Genomic DNA, 17,262 nt, shown 5'->3' with positions numbered 1-17,262 from the left:
TTCAGGCTCGAAACAGCACAGTTGGTTATCGATCAAGGTTACAGTCATCAGGAAGCTGCTGATGCGATGGGAGTGGGTTACTCAACGATTGGTAAGTGGGTAAGGCAACTTCGCGCAGAGCGCTCAGGCACCACTGCTCAGTGCACCCCGATCAGTGATGAGCAAAGAGAAATACGAGAGCTAAAGAAACGGGTTGAACGGCTTGAATTAGAAAAGGATATTTTAAAAAAGGCTTCAGCTCTGTTGATGTCGGACTCCATGAAACACTCTCGATAGTTGAGAGACTGAGTCAGAGCGATAAGCGCCGTTATACGGTAAAAATATTGTGCGAGGTATTGGATGTCCACCGCAGCACGTTCAAGTATTGGCAAAAGCGGGATAAACGTATCAACCCGGAAACCGTCAAATTGCATAGTTTAGTGCGAACTGCCCACCGGTTGAGTCAAGGCTCAGCTGGTGCCAGAACTATCGCTGATATAGTCACCAACGACGAGTCGCACCCAGTCAGTTTATCTCGATATCGTGCCGGGCGTATTATGAAAAAACTCAGTTTAGTCAGCTGCCAGTTGCCCAAACATGCATACAAGAAGGCGGCGCAGGAACATGTTGCCATACCTAACCTACTGGCTAGGGAATTTACCGTTTCGCATCCCAACCAGGTGTGGTGCGGTGATGTCAGTTTTATTTGGGCGGGGAGTCGTTGGGCATATTTAGCAGTTGTTATTGACTTGTTTGCCCGAAAGCCAATTGGCTGGGCTATGAGCTATTCACCGGACAGCTATTTAACGTGTCAGGCCCTGACAATGGCTTATGAAAGTCGCGGGCGGCCGCAGAACATCATGTTCCACAGCGATCAGGGCAGTCATTATACCAGTCGTCAATTCAGGCAAAGAGTATGGCGATACCGGATGAAACAAAGTATGAGCCGTCGCGGAAACTGTTGGGACAATAGTCCAATGGAAAGGTTTTTCAGGAGTTTAAAAACAGAATGGGTACCGGTCACAGGTTACCGGTATTTTACGGAAGCCAAACAGCGTATTGGTGATTATATCCATGGCTATTACAGTCAGCTCAGACCGCACTCATTCAACGGTGGATTAACACCAAATGAGAAAGAACAGAGGTACTGGGATAGCTATAAACCCGTGGCCAAAATGACTTGACCACTACACTAATGTGAGAGTAGTGAAAAAGAGAGAGTTTGAAGAATACTCAACGGTAAAAGATATCTATAAAGCATTATTCACTTATGAAGCAGGGTTAACTATGACATTAGAGGATCTGGGTAAAAAACTACATGAAATGTATTTCGAGTCTGATGAAGGGGAGTCAGTAGCAATGATTCATCTGTTCGGCGTAAAGTATGCTAAAGAAATCGCCAATTTAGGTGTATCAAAAATAGATATAGCAAAAGCTGCTGGTATCAATGAGTCATACGGTACAGAAATTAGTAAAGGTGTAAAGTTAGCTAGGTATGTAAGGGTCAAATAAAGTGAGCACCGCAGTATGATCAAAACCATCCCACTAAAACTAAAACTAAAACACCACATCCTCCCATTCAATTGGGGTGTCACCAAAATCAGGTCCATCCCAGCGCCCAGGAACACATCACCCACAACAACATCATATACGGCCACAAAGACGGCATGGCCATGGTCTACGACGCACTGAAAGCAGGCCTGGCACATAACTGCACCAGGCTTGTCCATTATGCCGTTAAAACGTTTTCAGTACCTCAAGGCACACGCGCCGCACGCACTTCAATTTCAACTAACCAGCCATCTACGACCAGGTCTTTAATTTCAACAAAAGAACGAACCGGCTTCTGAGGGTTTTCCTCAGTCCCGAAGAATTGACGGTAGCCGCGATTGAAACCATCGAAATCCAATTCACCATCGTCGCCAGCAACGGCGAATGCTCTGACCTGAATAATGTCAGACATCGACCAGCCTTCCGCTTCGAGGGTTTCCTTAAAGCCGTTAAAGGTATCGATGGTCTGTTGCTCCATGTCGCCCCAGGTGCCATCTTCCATCGGGGATGCGCCAGAGCCGCTCAGATACAGGGACTCAGCGTTGGCTGGTACACGAATGGTAGTGTAGAAATGCCGGCCTTCGCCTTTACGCTCGATCTCCTGCGCCGATACCATTGCGGCAGGTGTCGCCAACATTCCACCCAGTGCTACTGCCAGAGAGAATAACTTCAATGTTTTCATGCATTTTCCTCTTTTTTTATGTTAATTAGAGTAAATTGGCCTCGCAGGTTTGTCGACCAAGTCAGGCTCAAGTATGCCACTATTCGATGAGTGTTTATATAAAGGTCATTCGCCATCGGAAAGTGGTCGCAGAGTCGCTCTTTAAAGAAACAGGCTAAAAATCTTACAGAGCCAGATCATAAGCCAAACCTGACTCGGCCAGCCCCACCAGATCAATATTTATCGCATTCAACTCATGTTCTGCCGCCAGCAATCCCAACTGAGCATGGTTCATCTGCCCGCTATCAAGCAGGTCCTGATAGGCATCAAACTCAGCCTGGTCAGGTGCTTCACCCACCACATTGCTATACAGCAGATTAATCAGTTCCGCGTCACTGTAGTCTGCGCCAAGACGTGCCGTCAGCGCGATATCCATCAGTGATTCGAAATCCATACCATTATCCAGTTGCAACAGACCAATGCCGGCAAACTCGGTGTTGGTAATGGCATCTTTACCGTAGACAGCGCCCAGGGTTTTAGCCACCACGCCGGCATTGCCAGACATATCAAGTGCCAGGTTGATGTTATCAAAAGAGATGCGCTCGATATCAATTAAACCAACTGCTCGGTGACTCTCTACTGTCACGCTGAATTCATCGTCAATGAATGATATTTCCGCTTCGGAGGACTGCCCCATAAATATCACACGATCGATACCGCCTTTGCCATCAACTTTTGTGCCCCCTATAGAGATACTTATCGTGTTGTTTCCATCATCACCACGGCGAATGAAATCGCCAGTCACAACCACTTCCTCAACTTCTGGCTCAGTGTTGTTAGCATTCAATCCGGGCTGGTTATTGGTATCCTGATTCGTGATCTCGTTAGCCAGATCGCTTGTTAAAACTATGGGCATATCGCTTCCCGCTTTCCAAATGAGCATTTTTTATTGATAAATGATGATTTTCCACTGTTTCGTTTGTCGGTACAAAGTCTTAGCTGTGATCAGTCTCACAAAAGGCGGCAGTCAGTGGTATAAACACGTTAAAAAGGAGCTCAATGATCATTCAAGGATTGTTTCATCTCTTTTCGTACCTAAGCATATTATTATGTGTTTTTGCACTGCTATCAAAGAAGCCCGGATTTTTATATCTGGCTGCTTTTTTGGCTATACCTCTCAGCCTGTATTCCGCAGCAGCTCCAGCCTTTTCATACTGGCCGTTACTCTTTCCCCCAATGATTCTTCTCAGCGGGCTTTCAATCAAATGGGAACGTCTGGCGATTGCGGTTCTACTGGCATTGCCTTATTTGTTTTTTTCGGTTTTTGTCATGGCCCTCGTTATGTCACTGCAATAGTCGACTCAACGATCCAGCCCACCCAGCATATCCAGCGTAATCTCCCCGAACCGCTCCAGCATCAACGCTTCCGCCTCTGTCATCACATCACCCAGGGCTGCATTGACTGCTTTCTCAATCGGGCAGGAGGTGTATTCATCCGTCAAACCAATGGTGAAGACTGAACTGGATCCCAGCGCATTGTGCACATCCAGCAGTGTGATCTCATTCAGCGGTTTTGATAGCGACCAGCCACCACTGTGGCCCTTGACCGACTCCACATAACCCTTGTCCCGTAACAGCGCCATGGTCCGGCGGACCACAACAGGATTGGTGCTGAGCATCTCAGCCATGGTGTCCGAGGTGACCGGGGCTTTGAAGGCGTCCAAATGGACCAGTACATGTAATACACGGGAGAGGCGGCTGTCTTTTCTCATGGTTCACCTGTTAATCAGAGGCGCTTATTATATCACGTAACTATTCGAGATACGTGTATTGCCTTTCTTTGACCTTTAATGTAACAATAAAAGTATCGTGAATGTCAGATGTTCTTATAAGAGGTGCTTATGAACGTAGATGTCCTGATTGTAGGTGGCAGTTTTGCTGGCCTGACAGCGGCTATGCAACTGGTTCGGGGGCGACGCAATGTCCTGGTCGTTGATGCCGGTGCGCCCCGGAACCGTTTCTCAGCAGCGTCGCATGGCATATTCTGTATCGACGGAAAAACACCGGAAGAGATCCACACGACAGCGCTGTCGCAACTGCGTGCCTATCCGACATTTGATTTGAAGGAAGACATCGTGAGCGCCATCGAAAAGACACCGACCGGCTTCAATGCTCAAACGGAAAAGGGCATGAACATTGACTGCAAACGCGTCATTCTGGCCATGGGGATAACAGACAAATTGCCGGAAATTCCGGGCTTGCAGGAACGCTGGGGCAAGAGCGTGATGCATTGTCCATATTGCCACGGCTATGAGTTAAGTGATCGTCCGCTGGGTGTGCTGGCCAGCAATGACATGTCTTTTCATCAGGCAGCAATGATTCCCGAGTGGGGCGCCACAACCCTGTTTACACAGGGAGAATATGAACCACAGGCGGAAACACTAGCGCATTTACAGTCTCGCGGCGTGACCATAGAACGAACACCCGTTGTTGCGGTAATGGGTCACCACAGTGATATGGATCAAGTGAAATTGTCAGATGGACGTTTGCTCCTGCTGGAAGGCTTATACGTAGCACCCAGAATTCAGCTCCCGTCACTGATAGAACAGTTGGCACTCGAACTGGAAGAGGCTCCGCTTGGCGCTATCGTTAAAGTGAACGAAATGAAAGAGAGCTCAATGGAAGGGGTGTTTGTTGCCGGTGATTTATCGAATGCCATGCAGAATGGCACTTTTGCCATTGCCTCCGGTTGCATGGCAGGCATTGCCGCTCACCGTTCATTCATTTTTGAGTGATGCCTGACTGTACTGATTGACTGCAGGTTTGCAGTGTTGTTTTCCGGCAAGTGAGAATGAAATGAACAAAGATGAAATCACGGCCCTGTTCGACAAGCAGGCAGCACACTATGATTCGCAATGGGCGAACACAGCGCCGATCCGGCAGTGCATGTATATGCTGCTGGAGACCATGTTTTATGAAGTGCCCGAGGACGCAAACATTCTTTGTGTTGGCGCTGGCACCGGTGCAGAATTAAGTTTTCTCGCCGGGAAGAAGCCAGGATGGCGCTTTACGGCAGTAGAGCCATCCGGGCCGATGCTGGACATTTGTCGGCAGCAGGCTGGGGAGCAGGGGTTTGCATCGCGTTGCCTTTTCCATCAAGGTTATCTAGAGTCACTTGTCACACCTGAACCCTATGATGCTGCCACCTGCTTCCTGGTTTCCCAGTTTATACTGGATACGCGCGAGCGATCATTGTTCTTTGCCGAGATATCAAGCAGACTCAAGCCCAATGGGTTACTGGCCAGTGCTGACCTGGCCTCCGATACAGGCTCGCCTGAATACGATGTGCTGTTAAAGGCCTGGATGAACATGATGTCTGCGGGTGGCATTACTCCCGAGAACCTGGCGCGGATGCGTCACGCCTACCAGCATGATGTCGGTGTCATGTCGCCAGAGAGTATAGCGGATGTGATTAAGTCCGGTGGTTTTGATTTACCGGTATTATTTTACCAGGCTGGCTTGATTCATGCCTGGCGGGCAGTAAAATCACCAGAGTGCTAGTTTACAGACATCGTTCGAAGTAAGGTGGGTAGTGAATAGGTAGAGTGGTGAATAAGTAGAGTGATGAAACTGATCGTATCAAGGCTAATCCCGGCATGACCTACAAATCCACCCGACTCGACCGCTTCGTCAGTCAGAACAGCTCATACAAGCTGTCAGACATTCAATTGTTATTGGCCCAAAAACGCATACGAGTGGATGGACAAGCGGCAGATTCTATCCAGCAGAAAGTCAGTAAATTTACTCATGTCATGCTCGACGATCACTGTCTGCAAAATAACCAGCCCCTTTACATCATACTTAACAAACCCAAAGGAGTGGTCAGCGCTACCAAAGACCCCGAACATACGACTGTGCTTGATCTGATCGATCACCCGCTCAAACATGAGCTGCACATCGCCGGTCGTCTCGACTTCAATTCCACAGGACTTGTGCTGCTGACCAACGATGGTGCCTGGTCACGCAAAATCAGTCTGCCAGCAACCAAACTCAGTAAAACCTACGAAGTCACCCTGTCCAAAGCCGTAACCGGGGAATACGCCAAGGTCTTCCTGCAAGGCATTTACTTTGCTTATGAAGATATCACCACGCAGCCTGCCCAGTTAGAGATACTGAGCCCATACCAGGCCCGCATTTCTTTGGTCGAAGGAAAATACCACCAGGTCAAACGCATGTTTGGTTACTTCCAGAATGAGGTGCTTTCACTGCATCGGATATCTGTTGGCGATATCACGCTGGACGGGCTGGCAGTGGGGGAGTGGCGGGTGCTGGGTGGGAGTGAGTAGCGAATTCAGGAAATCAGAACTTTGACTTTTGCCAGCACTTCCCTGGTGATTTGATCTGGCGCCTCTTCAATCAATGCAATACCACGGGTATTGAAATCAATGGTTTTCATCTGATGGCACAGCACAACTCCTTCAGTCGCCGTGCCAGTCAGGGCTACCTCAAAACCATGTCCCCGGACTTTGCTGGTAATAGGCACCACCAAAGCAAGTTTGCTTTTTTGATTAAAAAGTTCAGGGGACAGGACCAACGCTGGCCGCTTTCTAGCCTGTTCATGACCAGCCGAGGGGTCGAAGTTTGTCCATACGATATCACCTCGTTTTGGGACATATCCTGTCATTCGCCAAACTCCTCCCCGACTGGGCTGTCTTGCAGCCATTCGCGATCTTCATCATCAACTTGAAGCGATTTCTCTGGCGAAGCGTCCAAGAGTTGATCCAGGCTATACTCAGGTTCTGCCTGCTTAAACCGGATAACCCCTTTTTCGGCATCAATCTCTATCGTGTCGCCCAGGTTCATACCTGCTTTGGAAAGCGCGGCGGCTGGAATAATCGCACCTGCTGAATTTCCCCATTTTCTGATAATCGTTTGCATCACAAGTACCTCGTGTTTAAACAATGTTTATATTATCGCGTAAAGGTGGTTTATACAATGTTTATACATGGCCTAAGCATGGTGTGCTCTTATACTTCTAGCATGTGCATACCAGTGCTGCTTGAATACAGATAATGACAGTCTTTATCAGGCCATTGGCAACATTCCTCAAAAATCGTCCTTACACACCTCATATCACTACCGGACATATCACTACCGGAAGAGGTGGATGGGACAAGATCAAAGCCATGCAAGGGGAAGCGAATGCCCTTGGGATTTCAGAAAATTTCAGAATCAGTAAACTAAAGATTGAAAATCTTAGGGCTATGATTATTAGATTATCCGTGACCAGGATAGTAAAATCATTGGGTATGCCTTGTGGCGAGAACTGCCCGATCATATCTTCCTACGTCAGTTCTTCATTAAAGAAGGGTATCGTAGGAATGGGGTTCGGTCCTTATGCCTGTACTCTAGAATTAAAACAACCGTAATATTGCAGTGTATGATCACTCTCAGAGAATTCAGACAAAGCGACACTCCCCGCCTGGTCGAACTAGCCAACAATCCGGCCGTTGCCCGGCGCTTGAAAGCCAGTTTCCCACACCCCTACACCGAACAGGACGCAACCTGGTGGATCAATGAAGGCTGCAAAGAGGGGATTCATCGCGTGATTGAACAGGATGGGCTGTTCGTGGGCACGATAGGCTCCGTGATTGGCGAGGGCGAAAAATGCAGACAATACAGTACCGGTTACTGGCTCGGTGAGCCTTACTGGGGGCAGGGGATCGTTACTCGCGCTTTGACGATTTTCATAGAGGAGTTGTTCCGTAATACCGAAGTCGAGAGATTGCAGGCGTGGGTTTACGAAGACAACATTGCCTCCATGAAAGTACTGGAAAAAGCCGGTTTCCATAAAGAGGCTGTGTTGAAAAAAGCTCTCTATAACGAGGGAGAATTCTTTGATGAGCATGTTTACGCTTTACTGAGGCCTCACTCATAATCAAAAGCTGAATAACAAGAATAACGAGCAGGAAGATCAAGAAGAGCCTCAATGTCATCATTTAAATACAGCGCCGAGCACGTCACCGCCTATTACAGCATAGATGTTGAACGCGAATGGCAGCGCCTGATTCAAAACCCTGAACAAGAAGTCAAACTGCACGTCCATAATCACTATTTGTATGAGCACCTGACCAAAGGGCTGAGTGTACTTGAGGTCGGGGCAGGGCCAGGACGCTTCACCCAAACATTGCATGAGATAGGCTGCAATATACTGGTCAGCGATATATCCGAGATACAGCTTGATGCTAATCGGCAGAAAGCCAAAGAGTTAGGCTTTTCTGCCTCCATCAGCGACTGGCAGAAAGTAGACGTCACCGATCTAGGCCAATTTACTGATAACAGTTTTGACGCAGTGGTGGCTTACGGTGGGCCACTCAGTTATGTTTTTGACCACCTTGACCAGGCCTTATCCGAATGCCATCGTGTGCTAAAAATGGACGGGCTGCTGATTGCCAGCGTTATGTCCCTTTGGGGCACCTTGCACCGATATTTTGCCAGCTTTCCTGAGAGCGACCCAACACCAGTCGCCGCAAATGGCGACCTGACGGCAGAAACCTATCCAGGTACCACACACTTCTGTCACCTGTTTCGTTCAGAGGAATTACGTGAAGCGATGATCCGTAATGGTTTTGATGTCATCACACTGGCCGCTTCCAACACAATGTCTTCTACGCACACGGAGATTCTGGCGACACTGCGAGAGAACCCTGAACAGTGGCAAAGCTTGATAGATATGGAAATCGAAGCCAGCGACTCGACAGGGATGGTTGAGGCGGGGACACATATGATTGTGATAGCGAGGAAGCGTAGTTAATATCACAACATTGTCAGAAATGGCGCAGTAGTTAATTGGGGTTTTTATGCAGCTAAAATTACGTAAAGCCTTGCCTGAAGACGAAGACTGGTTGTGGCAATTATACCTCACAACCCTGAAATCATATGTCGAGGCGACATGGGGTTGGGACGAGAAGGTGCAGCGTGACGGTTTCAGGAACAAGCTAGGTGTCGAGAACTTTCAAATCGTTTTAGATGGTGACCTGAAGGTTGCTGGTTTTTGCGCCAAAGAACAGCAGGACTGTCTGTGGTTGCATATGTTGCTGGTAAGTCCTGAGTACCAGAGTCGAGGGGTTGGACGTTTCAGCATGCATCACCTTCAAGTATTGGCGAGGACCATGAATTTGCCGCTTCGATTCACCGTTATGAAAGTCAACCCTGTGGCTGGTTTCTACGAAGCTCTAGGGTACACTGAGTATCGTGATGATGATAATTGTATATACTTTCAAAGTCGGCCCCTCATGTCGATTTCAACATGATCTGCTTGAGTGTTGTCAGAGCTAATCACAAGCGAAGAGATTGGAGATGCAGGGTGGCAGTAAACAAAAATGCTTGAGCTACTGGTTCTTTTGGCCGCCGGCTTCAGCGGCGGTGTTCTCAACTCTGTTGCGGGCGGCGGGAGTTTTATCACATTTCCGGCACTGTTGCTGGTTGGAGTCACGCCGATCAGTGCCAATGCAACCAATACTTTCTCATCATGTGCCGGCTACATCAGTGGCGCCTGGGCGTTTCGGGAAGAGCTGAAGGTTCATCGAAAAGAGCTTCCAAAACTGATCCTCACCAGCCTGACAGGTGGTGTTATTGGTGCGTGGCTGTTACTTCGAACACCGGAATCAGTCTTTCAAGAGGCCATACCCTGGCTGCTTCTCTTTGCAACGGTGCTGTTTATCTTTGGCGGGAAAATCAACTACGCCTTGAAACAGTTGGCTTCCAGTAGTAAACACGCATCTTCGCTTGGAAGTCTGCTTTTATTGTTGCTGCTGCTTGGCGTCTGCGTCTACGGTGGATTCTTTAATGCCGGACTTGGCATCATCGCGCTGAGCTATCTTGCACTGGCCGGTTACAACGACATCAATACGATGAACGGGATGAAGCTCCTGATCTCATCAAGCGTATCACTGATTGCGATCGCGGTGTTTATCTATGATGGCATCATCGCCTGGTATGAGGGAGGTATTGTGCTGCTTGGCACATTGCTTGGTGGCTATGTCGCTGCTCATATTTCCAGGCGGTTATCGCAGAAATACACACGGAACTTTGTGATTCTGGCGAGCTGCAGCATTACGGTCTATTTCTTTGTTGATACTTATATCCCTTAGCCCCAGTATGATTTTTGTAGTAGGGCTGATGGGTTGAGCCAAACCTACACGAGATAAACTGCTATAACTTAAGACAAAGGACCCTATGAAAGTGAAAATATATCTTTCACTTGAACAATTAACAGTACAAGTTATACTTGTGCTGTAAGTTGTACAATTGATGGGGTTGAAGATGCGGGTTATCAGTTTTTCAGATGCCAGAAATAAGTTAAAAAGTGTGTTGGATCAAGTGGTTAATGACGCAGATTATACAGTTATTACGCGCCGGGATGCCGAAGATGCTGTCGTGATGTCACTCGATCACTTTAATGGGTTAATGGAGACAGTCCACCTGTTGAAAAGCCCCGTCAACGCTGCTCATTTGGCCAAGTCCATCAAACAATATCGATCTGGTAAAACCGAGGAGCATGAGCTGACCGATGATTGAGATTCTTTCATGGACGAGAGAGGCTTGGTCGGATTACAAATACTGGCAAACCCAGGACAAAAAAACACTGAAGCGAATTAACAAGCTGGTTCAGGATACCTTGCGATCCCCTTTTGAAGGGATTGGCAAACCCGAGCCACTGAAAGAAAGTCTGGCCGGGTTTTGGTCCAGGAGAATTGATGATTCCCATCGTTTGGTTTATGCCGTTGAGAAGAAGCAATTTACGATCATTTCTTGTCGCTATCATTACGAAAGATAGGTCATGCACGCTGACCTGGTTACGAAGGGTTTCTACTTTTGCTGCTAGTTCCACAGCAGAAAGGGGCGTTGGTTCCATCTTGTTTCGATTGGTGGTTTTAGTCAAATAATCAGCCTCTACATAATGCATAGCACAAACGGTACTATAGCGAGTCATGGATGCTACAGATCAAAAACCACCTCCCATCCCCATGCGAGCCTGGGGTATTTCCGCAGTTACCGGTGCGGGCGCTTTTATTGCCATGCTCGATTCAACGGTTGTCAATCTCGCGATTGAATCGATTCGCAGCGATTTCTCTTCTACTTTACCCATTGTGCAGTGGGTTGCTACCGACTACCTCTGCGCCCTGGCCGTCTCCCTGCCCGCGGCTGCCTGGCTCGGTGTTCGTTATGGTTATGGGCGTGTCTGGACAATCAGCCTGGCTGTTTTTGTTGCCGCTTCCATTTTGTGTGCCATGGCGCCTAATCCATCTACGCTTATTATTGCTCGTATTTTACAGGGCCTGGCAGGTGGGTTAATGGTGCCGGCCGGGCAGGCTGTGATCGGTTCAACCGTCGAGAAAAGACAGCTAGGCAGAATCTTTGGATTGCTGGGTTTCGTCATAGCACTTGGACCTGCGGTCGGCCCGGCTGTCGGTGGTTTTTTCCTGGAGACGGCATCGTGGCGCTGGGTGTTCTGGATCAATGTACCTATCGGGTTAGCCGCCCTGATGGCAGCGCCGGGCCTGGTGCCCAGAGGCAGGACGGACAACGCTCGTGAACTGGACCACCGGGGCTTACTATTGCTGGGCATAGGCTTGCCATTACTGCTTTACGGCGCCCTGGGGGCAGGTGTTGGTGAACTGGCATTGACCACAGTGCTCAGTGTCGCTGCCGGTCTGATCCTTACCTGCCTCTTTATTATCTCTGCGTTGCGCGTAGCCAACCCCTTGATTGATATTCGTTTGCTGGCCCGTCCAGCCTTTTCCTCAGCGACTTTAACCGCTGGGCTTAGTGGCATGAACATGTATGGCGGGATGCTTTTGCTTCCCTTGTACCTGCAGTTGATTGCCAATCAGGGGCCTCTGCAGGCGGGACTCTGGTTTCTGGTGATGGGAATGGGCAGTGCCATTGCCTTGCCCTTTGCAGGCATGATGACGGATCGCTTTGGCGCTGGCATTGTCTCCCTGGGCGGGGCAGCCTTGTTGCTGGTCAGCACCGTGCCATTTCTTCTGCCGGGTGATCCGGCTTATATCGCACTGACAGCCATTCTGCTTGTCAGGGGGATCGGTCTGGGGCTGGTGCAAATGCCAGCGATGACGGCTGCCTACAGCGCTGTCTCCAAAAAAGAGATGGGGGATGCCACGACATTGGTGAATATCGTGCAGCGGGTAGGCGGCGCGATAGGCGCCATGGTTGTGGTGATTGTGCTCCAGCAACTCGGAGGCAGTGCCGATCCTTTTGCCCAGTTTTTGGCCTTTGCTTTCATTGCGGGAGTTTCCGCATTAACATTGGTGACGGCGTTGGTGATGTTTTTGCATAAAAAAGCAGAAGCTTCATAATGTGAACAACAAATAACAACAGATTCCTTACAGGGATACACTTACAGGTGTGTAATGTCGCCCAACTTCTTTGAAAGACAGTATTCCCTCAGACAGGCCGCCAGAAAATGCCTGGCAGTCATACTGTTATTACTCCCGGTGGCTGAATTGTCGGCAGAATCTGTAGAAGTTGAGATTGATGGCATCCAGGTCACATTGGATTACCCGTCCCAGGTCAAAGCAGGCGAGAATTTTTCAGTCACTGCATCTTTACTCAATACAACAGAATCGCACGAGTTAGTTTCTGTTTCCTGGGGGCAATCCATTACTGGTAGTCATGCCAGCTCATACCGCATTTTTGAAAAAGCCGTCGATAATAATGAATTCTTTTCAAGAGTGATGTTAAAGCCAGGTGGTTCTAGCGAAGTACACCTGCGCGAATTCTATTATGAAGCCGAAAATTTATTTAGCGGTGATATGCTCATTAATAAATCATTTTTGAGCGTTTCTAAGGTAGGCTTTAATAATACGCGTAGCCGTGTGTCGTTGGATCCCATAAAAATTGTAATCACTCATGAAGGTGATATGAGTGATTACGCTGTCTTTGAAGCACCCGTTCGGGAACCACTTCAGCGAATAGACATTTCTGGTGAAGAAGAGGATTCCTGGATAATTTACGATCCCAATACCGGCTATGAATGGCTCCCGCTCTCCAGGTTTCAGGACAAACTGTTTTTATCTGTTTTGGGAGATTTTGAGCCAGAAGGTGCGTTGGAAGAATATCGCGTTGCCAACAGTGATGAAGTCAAACAGTTATTTTTGAACCACATCTATTCATCAGGAGTCCCGTTACCAGAATATGCTCTTTTTGCTCGCAGCGTGTTTTTTCATGGTTACGAAAGTGAAAGACAGCAACTTATGCCAGTCGCGCAAAGTTTTCATGAGCTGTTTGGTATCACTAATTCAGTTCGCCGTCCTGAGCACTCAAGTGATTCATTAAGTGGCTTCATCATTGGTACAAGCGAGGTACCCAATGCCTTTCTGGAAGCCTCGGTTTCTGTTTATTTGGATAGAGGGTTCGGGAGCTTCTATCTTGGTACATCGAACACTGGCGCTTCTGGTGCGAACGATTTTTTCATGCGCAACGGTATTTGGGTGTTAAAGGAGGCGAAACAATGAAGCACCTATCTCAGGTGAGATTATGCCGAGCAATCATCTTGTTAGCCTTTCAGGCTATCTTGGGTTTACCACTTATTGCAGATGCGGCAGAACAACGAATTCGTGCTGATGTTATCACTGATATAGCTTACATCTCACCAGGTGAGACACAAACATTGCAGGTGCGTGTTAATAACCCTGAAGATTCTGGTGTTGTTATTGCCAATGCCAGTTTTCTACCGCAACGCTATGAAGTTGAACTGTTAAACCGTTATTCTTTTCTGGAAATCATAGAGGCTAACGGTTGTCCCTTATTGGATAATAACGCGAGCTATGGGCTGAAACGGGCATGCGATACGAAGCGTAATGATGTGTTTCCGATCAACCCGGGCGATAGTGTCACTATGACATATCGGTATCTGGATATTGCTGAATCGGCAACACCCGGGACGATTCTGCTAATGAGCAATATCACGTTAAGAATGTACGATACTGATGATCGTCTACTTCCTGAGCTTTATCTGGATCGGGACCTGATTCGTATTGTGGCTGATCCCGATAATCCGCAAGTGTTACCGTCATTAAATACAATTAACCCTATGGCTGGTATTGTTAGAGCGGAAATGGATTTGTTCATTGACTATCCGGAGATTGTGCAGGTTGGCGATACGTTTGAACTGAATGCCAGGGTAGTCAATCATACTGACCAGGAGTATACGCTATCAAAATCTTTAAGTGGTACGAGTTTTGGGGCTGCATATAACGTAAGAGGGTGCTCAATCCCACAGGTTTGCCAGAAAAGGCAGTTAAAAATAGGAGCCAATGAGTCTGTCGAAGGTTTGACATTCCCGGTTCGATATCGTGCATTAGTTTATAAGCAAAATATTTGGGAAGTGCCTAGACCGACTCTTCGCATCACAGACAGTATTGGTAGAGTTGGATACATCTATGCCGATCCTATACGTGTTGCGGTTGAGCATGACACTTACTTGCCTACGCTTGAAGTGCGTTAAATTATTTTCATGTTAAGCGAACTTAATGATGAAAATACTGTAAAAAGATAGAAGTCTTAAAAGCTCCATCAAAAGTATCCGTCCGGCCATCACATCTTGAATTGACATGCGTCTGATTCGATAGTGTCCACTTATTTTTAAGCGGACACCTATCATGAACGAAATAAGCGTAGTTAACCGCGCACCTAAGCGCAAACGCTATACCCAGGCATTCAAACACAAAGTCATTACTGCCAGTTTGCAACCTGGCGCCTCGGTGGCCCGTGTCGCACTGGAGCACGGACTTAACGCCAACATGCTGCGTAAATGGATTCGATTGGCGAAGAACAACACGACTGACACGACACCGAGCTTTGTCGCACTGCCAATGCCTGGTCAGGCCTCGTCCGTATCAAGTGCCAGACAAGGCGTTGACAGTGAATCAATCCGGATGGAGATTCCGTATCGCCATCAGAGCATCAACATCAGTTTGCCGCTCTCACAGATGGAGCGATGCCTGGCGTTGTTGCGAGAGCTGTTACAGTGATCCGTATTGATCAGATCTGGCTGGCCACTGAACCGCTGGATATGCGCGCCGGTCCTGATACGGCACTGGCGCGGGTGGTTCAAGTCTTCGGCAGTGCCCGGCCGCATTGTGCGTATTTGTTTGCCAACAAGCGCGCCAACCGGATGAAGGTGCTGATCCACGACGGCCTGGGCATCTGGCTGTGTGCCCGGCGGTTGAACCGCGGTAAGTTCTACTGGAGCGAGCCGTGGCAAGCGGCGCAGCTGTCGCTCAGTGATGAGCAGCTGCAGGCGCTGGTTCAAGGTCTGCCCTGGCAGCGCATCGGCGAAGCCGGGGTGGTCACTATCGTGTAATGTATATCGAATCATACCCTTGTGCTCAGTGCTATTACCCAATAAGCGTATCGAACTGAACGCCTGGCAGTGGCATACTTGTGCCATGACTCAACCGGATCTGAACAAGCTGGATGCCGAACAACTGCGCGCCCTGGTCACCCAGCTCATGGGTAATGCCGCCGAGCAGCAGGTCGAGGTGCAAGCCCTGCAACAACGCACTGAGCGTATTGAGCAGCGCAACCAGCACCTGGAAGCGGTCAACGCCAAGCTTTCACATGAGTTGCTGCTGCTTCGCCGTTTAAAGTTCGGTAAACAAAGCGAGAAGCTCGACTCACTGCAGCGCAGTCTGCTTGAGGACATCATCGATGCCGACACCAGCGCCATCGAACAGCAGTGGGCAGATCTGGTCAAAGATGAGCCGATCAACAACAAACCCAAAACGCAGCCCAAGCGGGTGGCATTGCCAGCTGAGCTGCCTCGTACACTCATACGGCACGAACCTCAGAACACGCATTGCCAGTGTGGTTGTCAGCTCAAACGCATCGGCGAAGACATCAGCGAGAAGCTGGACTATACACCCGGTGTGTTCAGTGTCGAGCAGCATATCCGTGGCAAGTGGATCTGCACTGACTGCGAAACCCTGACCCAGGCACCGGTTCCAGCACACGTGATCGATAAAGGCCTGCCGACCACCGGATTACTGGCCCACGTACTGGTGGCCAAGTACGCCGATCACCTGCCACTGTATCGCCAGGAACACATCTTTGGCCGGGCCGGTTACCCGATTGCCCGTTCCACCTTGGCGGATTGGGTGGGCCGCTGTGGTCACGCCCTGCAGCCGCTGGCCGATGCGCTGCGTGAGACGATCCTGAATCATCCGGTTGTGCACGCCGATGAAACACCGGTGCCGGTGCTGGAGCCGGGTAAGAAAAAGACCAGTCGAGCCTACATCTGGGCGTACTGCACGACCCCTTATGCTGACACCAAGGCAGTGGTGTATGACTTTGCACCCTCGCGTGCCGGTGAGCATGCCCGCCGCTTCCTTGAGGGCTGGCAGGGCAAGCTGGTCTGCGACGATTACAGCGGTTACAAAGCCAGCTTTGGCCAGGGTGTGAGCGAAGTGGCTTGCATGGCGCACGCTCGTCGTAAGTTCTTCGAGCTGCATGAGAGCAGTAAAAGCACGCTGGCGGCCACTGCCCTGGAGCAGATCGGCCGACTCTATGAGATAGAGCGTCAGGCCAAGGGGCTTGATGATCAGCAGCGCCATATACTCAGGCAACAACGTGCCAAACCGATTGCCGATGAGCTACATACCTGGCTGGTGGCCAGTCGTCAAAAAGTGCCTGATGGCACAGCAACGGCTAAGGCTATCGATTACAGTTTAAAACGCTGGGGTGCCCTGATCCGTTATCTGGATGATGGCGGTGTGCCCATCGACAACAATCAGGTTGAAAACCAGATGCGTCCCTGGGCGCTGGGTCGCAAAAACTGGCTCTTTGCTGGCTCGCTTCGCAGCGGGCGGCGTGCCGCTGCTGTGATGAGTCTGATACAGTCGGCCCGGTTAAACGGTCACGATCCTTATGAGTACCTGAAAGATGTGTTGGCCCGATTGCCGACCCAGCAGGCCAGTGCCATTGCTGAGCTGCTGCCACACAGCTGGAGTCCGGAAACGGCTGTCAATGTGTGATGAGCGAACGCTTAC

Annotated in this window: 23 protein-coding genes; 18 read left to right on the top strand and 5 right to left on the bottom strand. The window is 49.2% G+C overall.

Annotated elements, in window-relative coordinates; genetic code table 11:
- Positions 1–1,163 (top strand): IS3 family transposase gene (locus PSCS_RS07540; RefSeq protein WP_232790082.1). Its coding sequence is split into 2 segments (ribosomal slippage), with 1,164 coding nucleotides annotated over them: positions 1–235 and positions 235–1,163; the frame shifts between segments, so codons are not numbered across the junction. This gene is flagged as partial in the annotation.
- Positions 1,164–1,185: 22 nt separating this feature from the next.
- Positions 1,186–1,491 carry an HTH-like domain-containing protein gene (locus PSCS_RS07535; RefSeq protein ID WP_229694704.1) on the top strand — a complete coding sequence of 102 codons (306 nt, stop codon included), beginning with the start codon at positions 1,186–1,188 and terminating at the stop codon, positions 1,489–1,491.
- A gap of 244 nt (positions 1,492–1,735) precedes the next feature.
- Here the strand turns inward: PSCS_RS07535 and PSCS_RS07530 are convergent, their stop codons facing one another.
- Together PSCS_RS07530 and PSCS_RS07525 are read right to left on the bottom strand one after the other, a co-directional pair.
- Complete coding sequence (locus PSCS_RS07530) at positions 1,736–2,212, bottom strand: Rid family hydrolase (RefSeq protein WP_082866579.1); 477 nt, start codon at positions 2,210–2,212, stop codon at positions 1,736–1,738.
- A gap of 163 nt (positions 2,213–2,375) precedes the next feature.
- Positions 2,376–3,107: a DUF4214 domain-containing protein gene (locus tag PSCS_RS07525; RefSeq protein ID WP_068893787.1), complete on the bottom strand. Its 732-nt coding sequence runs from the start codon at positions 3,105–3,107 to the stop codon at positions 2,376–2,378.
- 143 nt (positions 3,108–3,250) lie between these two features.
- Between PSCS_RS07525 and PSCS_RS07520 the strand changes: the two genes are divergently transcribed.
- The gene (locus PSCS_RS07520) at positions 3,251–3,547 is read left to right on the top strand and encodes a hypothetical protein (RefSeq protein WP_068811396.1); all 297 of its coding nucleotides are present in this window, start codon (positions 3,251–3,253) and stop codon (positions 3,545–3,547) included.
- A gap of 5 nt (positions 3,548–3,552) precedes the next feature.
- Here the strand turns inward: PSCS_RS07520 and PSCS_RS07515 are convergent, their stop codons facing one another.
- The gene (locus PSCS_RS07515) at positions 3,553–3,963 is read right to left on the bottom strand and encodes an Rrf2 family transcriptional regulator (protein ID WP_068811394.1); all 411 of its coding nucleotides are present in this window, start codon (positions 3,961–3,963) and stop codon (positions 3,553–3,555) included.
- Between the two features lie 129 nt (positions 3,964–4,092).
- Between PSCS_RS07515 and PSCS_RS07510 the strand changes: the two genes are divergently transcribed.
- From PSCS_RS07510 to PSCS_RS07500, 3 genes are all read left to right on the top strand, one after another.
- Entirely contained in the window at positions 4,093–4,986 is an 894-nt protein-coding gene (locus PSCS_RS07510; RefSeq protein ID WP_068811392.1) for an NAD(P)/FAD-dependent oxidoreductase, read from the top strand.
- A gap of 61 nt (positions 4,987–5,047) precedes the next feature.
- A complete protein-coding gene (locus tag PSCS_RS07505; RefSeq protein WP_068811390.1) occupies positions 5,048–5,752 on the top strand; it encodes a class I SAM-dependent methyltransferase in 705 nt (234 codons plus the stop codon).
- 95 nt (positions 5,753–5,847) lie between these two features.
- Entirely contained in the window at positions 5,848–6,537 is a 690-nt protein-coding gene (locus PSCS_RS07500) for a pseudouridine synthase (protein ID WP_068811388.1), read from the top strand.
- Between the two features lie 5 nt (positions 6,538–6,542).
- On the opposite strand, the gene PSCS_RS07495 is transcribed toward PSCS_RS07500, so the two are convergent.
- Positions 6,543–6,875: a type II toxin-antitoxin system PemK/MazF family toxin gene (locus PSCS_RS07495; protein WP_068811386.1), complete on the bottom strand. Its 333-nt coding sequence runs from the start codon at positions 6,873–6,875 to the stop codon at positions 6,543–6,545.
- The gene (locus PSCS_RS07490; protein ID WP_068811384.1) at positions 6,872–7,129 is read right to left on the bottom strand and encodes an AbrB/MazE/SpoVT family DNA-binding domain-containing protein; all 258 of its coding nucleotides are present in this window, start codon (positions 7,127–7,129) and stop codon (positions 6,872–6,874) included. Before PSCS_RS07490 ends, PSCS_RS07495 begins: the two co-directional genes overlap by 4 nt.
- Before the next feature lie 502 nt (positions 7,130–7,631).
- On the opposite strand from PSCS_RS07490, the gene PSCS_RS07485 reads away from it, so the two are divergent.
- The 12 genes from PSCS_RS07485 (at position 7,632) to tnpC (ending at position 17,247) form a co-directional block, all read left to right on the top strand.
- On the top strand, positions 7,632–8,129 hold the full coding sequence (locus PSCS_RS07485; protein ID WP_068811404.1) for a GNAT family N-acetyltransferase: 498 nt from the start codon (positions 7,632–7,634) through the stop codon (positions 8,127–8,129).
- Between the two features lie 51 nt (positions 8,130–8,180).
- A complete protein-coding gene (locus PSCS_RS07480; protein ID WP_068811383.1) occupies positions 8,181–9,005 on the top strand; it encodes a class I SAM-dependent methyltransferase in 825 nt (274 codons plus the stop codon).
- 46 nt (positions 9,006–9,051) lie between these two features.
- Positions 9,052–9,504, top strand: coding sequence for a GNAT family N-acetyltransferase (locus PSCS_RS07475; protein ID WP_068811381.1), 453 nt, complete (start codon positions 9,052–9,054; stop codon positions 9,502–9,504).
- Between the two features lie 69 nt (positions 9,505–9,573).
- Positions 9,574–10,344 carry a sulfite exporter TauE/SafE family protein gene (locus PSCS_RS07470; protein ID WP_068811379.1) on the top strand — a complete coding sequence of 257 codons (771 nt, stop codon included), beginning with the start codon at positions 9,574–9,576 and terminating at the stop codon, positions 10,342–10,344.
- 172 nt (positions 10,345–10,516) lie between these two features.
- Complete coding sequence (locus PSCS_RS07465; RefSeq protein WP_068811402.1) at positions 10,517–10,771, top strand: type II toxin-antitoxin system Phd/YefM family antitoxin; 255 nt, start codon at positions 10,517–10,519, stop codon at positions 10,769–10,771.
- Entirely contained in the window at positions 10,764–11,030 is a 267-nt protein-coding gene (locus PSCS_RS07460; protein ID WP_068811377.1) for a Txe/YoeB family addiction module toxin, read from the top strand. The genes PSCS_RS07465 and PSCS_RS07460 overlap by 8 nt, the downstream gene beginning before the upstream one ends.
- Positions 11,031–11,184: 154 nt before the next feature.
- Positions 11,185–12,570: a DHA2 family efflux MFS transporter permease subunit gene (locus PSCS_RS07455; RefSeq protein WP_068811375.1), complete on the top strand. Its 1,386-nt coding sequence runs from the start codon at positions 11,185–11,187 to the stop codon at positions 12,568–12,570.
- Between the two features lie 54 nt (positions 12,571–12,624).
- Positions 12,625–13,728, top strand: a complete 1,104-nt coding sequence (locus PSCS_RS07450) for a hypothetical protein (RefSeq protein ID WP_068811373.1) — start codon at positions 12,625–12,627, stop codon at positions 13,726–13,728.
- Positions 13,725–14,720: a hypothetical protein gene (locus PSCS_RS07445; RefSeq protein ID WP_068811371.1), complete on the top strand. Its 996-nt coding sequence runs from the start codon at positions 13,725–13,727 to the stop codon at positions 14,718–14,720. The genes PSCS_RS07450 and PSCS_RS07445 overlap by 4 nt, the downstream gene beginning before the upstream one ends.
- Positions 14,721–14,874: 154 nt before the next feature.
- Positions 14,875–15,246 carry an IS66-like element accessory protein TnpA gene (gene tnpA / locus PSCS_RS07440; protein ID WP_068810618.1) on the top strand — a complete coding sequence of 124 codons (372 nt, stop codon included), beginning with the start codon at positions 14,875–14,877 and terminating at the stop codon, positions 15,244–15,246.
- On the top strand, positions 15,243–15,578 hold the full coding sequence (tnpB, locus tag PSCS_RS07435) for an IS66 family insertion sequence element accessory protein TnpB (RefSeq protein WP_068810617.1): 336 nt from the start codon (positions 15,243–15,245) through the stop codon (positions 15,576–15,578). The genes tnpA and tnpB overlap by 4 nt, the downstream gene beginning before the upstream one ends.
- Before the next feature lie 85 nt (positions 15,579–15,663).
- The gene (tnpC, locus tag PSCS_RS07430; RefSeq protein WP_068810616.1) at positions 15,664–17,247 is read left to right on the top strand and encodes an IS66 family transposase; all 1,584 of its coding nucleotides are present in this window, start codon (positions 15,664–15,666) and stop codon (positions 17,245–17,247) included.
- Positions 17,248–17,262 lie beyond the last annotated feature (15 nt).

The sequence above is a fragment of the Pseudohongiella nitratireducens genome (assembly GCF_001642735.1).
In the GTDB taxonomy this organism is placed as follows: domain Bacteria; phylum Pseudomonadota; class Gammaproteobacteria; order Pseudomonadales; family Pseudohongiellaceae; genus Pseudohongiella; species Pseudohongiella nitratireducens.
This window is presented reverse-complemented; position numbering and strand designations above follow the sequence as displayed.

Excerpts from the sequence above, each read along its gene's own strand:
- PSCS_RS07495 (WP_068811386.1), bottom strand. The coding sequence starts at position 6,875 with ATGACAGGATATGTCCCAAAACGAGGTGATATCGTATGGACAAACTTC.
- PSCS_RS07515 (WP_068811394.1), bottom strand. The coding sequence starts at position 3,963 with ATGAGAAAAGACAGCCGCCTCTCCCGTGTATTACATGTACTGGTCCAT.
- PSCS_RS07450 (WP_068811373.1), top strand. The coding sequence starts at position 12,625 with ATGTCGCCCAACTTCTTTGAAAGACAGTATTCCCTCAGACAGGCCGCC.
- PSCS_RS07520 (WP_068811396.1), top strand. The coding sequence starts at position 3,251 with ATGATCATTCAAGGATTGTTTCATCTCTTTTCGTACCTAAGCATATTA.
- PSCS_RS07500 (WP_068811388.1), top strand. The coding sequence starts at position 5,848 with ATGACCTACAAATCCACCCGACTCGACCGCTTCGTCAGTCAGAACAGC.
- PSCS_RS07510 (WP_068811392.1), top strand. The coding sequence starts at position 4,093 with ATGAACGTAGATGTCCTGATTGTAGGTGGCAGTTTTGCTGGCCTGACA.
- PSCS_RS07455 (WP_068811375.1), top strand. The coding sequence starts at position 11,185 with ATGGATGCTACAGATCAAAAACCACCTCCCATCCCCATGCGAGCCTGG.
- tnpA (WP_068810618.1), top strand. The coding sequence starts at position 14,875 with ATGAACGAAATAAGCGTAGTTAACCGCGCACCTAAGCGCAAACGCTAT.
- PSCS_RS07460 (WP_068811377.1), top strand. The coding sequence starts at position 10,764 with ATGATTGAGATTCTTTCATGGACGAGAGAGGCTTGGTCGGATTACAAA.
- PSCS_RS07505 (WP_068811390.1), top strand. The coding sequence starts at position 5,048 with ATGAACAAAGATGAAATCACGGCCCTGTTCGACAAGCAGGCAGCACAC.
- PSCS_RS07530 (WP_082866579.1), bottom strand. The coding sequence starts at position 2,212 with ATGAAAACATTGAAGTTATTCTCTCTGGCAGTAGCACTGGGTGGAATG.
- PSCS_RS07480 (WP_068811383.1), top strand. The coding sequence starts at position 8,181 with ATGTCATCATTTAAATACAGCGCCGAGCACGTCACCGCCTATTACAGC.
- PSCS_RS07470 (WP_068811379.1), top strand. The coding sequence starts at position 9,574 with ATGCTTGAGCTACTGGTTCTTTTGGCCGCCGGCTTCAGCGGCGGTGTT.
- tnpC (WP_068810616.1), top strand. The coding sequence starts at position 15,664 with ATGACTCAACCGGATCTGAACAAGCTGGATGCCGAACAACTGCGCGCC.
- PSCS_RS07445 (WP_068811371.1), top strand. The coding sequence starts at position 13,725 with ATGAAGCACCTATCTCAGGTGAGATTATGCCGAGCAATCATCTTGTTA.
- PSCS_RS07490 (WP_068811384.1), bottom strand. The coding sequence starts at position 7,129 with ATGCAAACGATTATCAGAAAATGGGGAAATTCAGCAGGTGCGATTATT.
- PSCS_RS07525 (WP_068893787.1), bottom strand. The coding sequence starts at position 3,107 with ATGCCCATAGTTTTAACAAGCGATCTGGCTAACGAGATCACGAATCAG.
- PSCS_RS07465 (WP_068811402.1), top strand. The coding sequence starts at position 10,517 with ATGCGGGTTATCAGTTTTTCAGATGCCAGAAATAAGTTAAAAAGTGTG.
- PSCS_RS07475 (WP_068811381.1), top strand. The coding sequence starts at position 9,052 with ATGCAGCTAAAATTACGTAAAGCCTTGCCTGAAGACGAAGACTGGTTG.
- PSCS_RS07485 (WP_068811404.1), top strand. The coding sequence starts at position 7,632 with ATGATCACTCTCAGAGAATTCAGACAAAGCGACACTCCCCGCCTGGTC.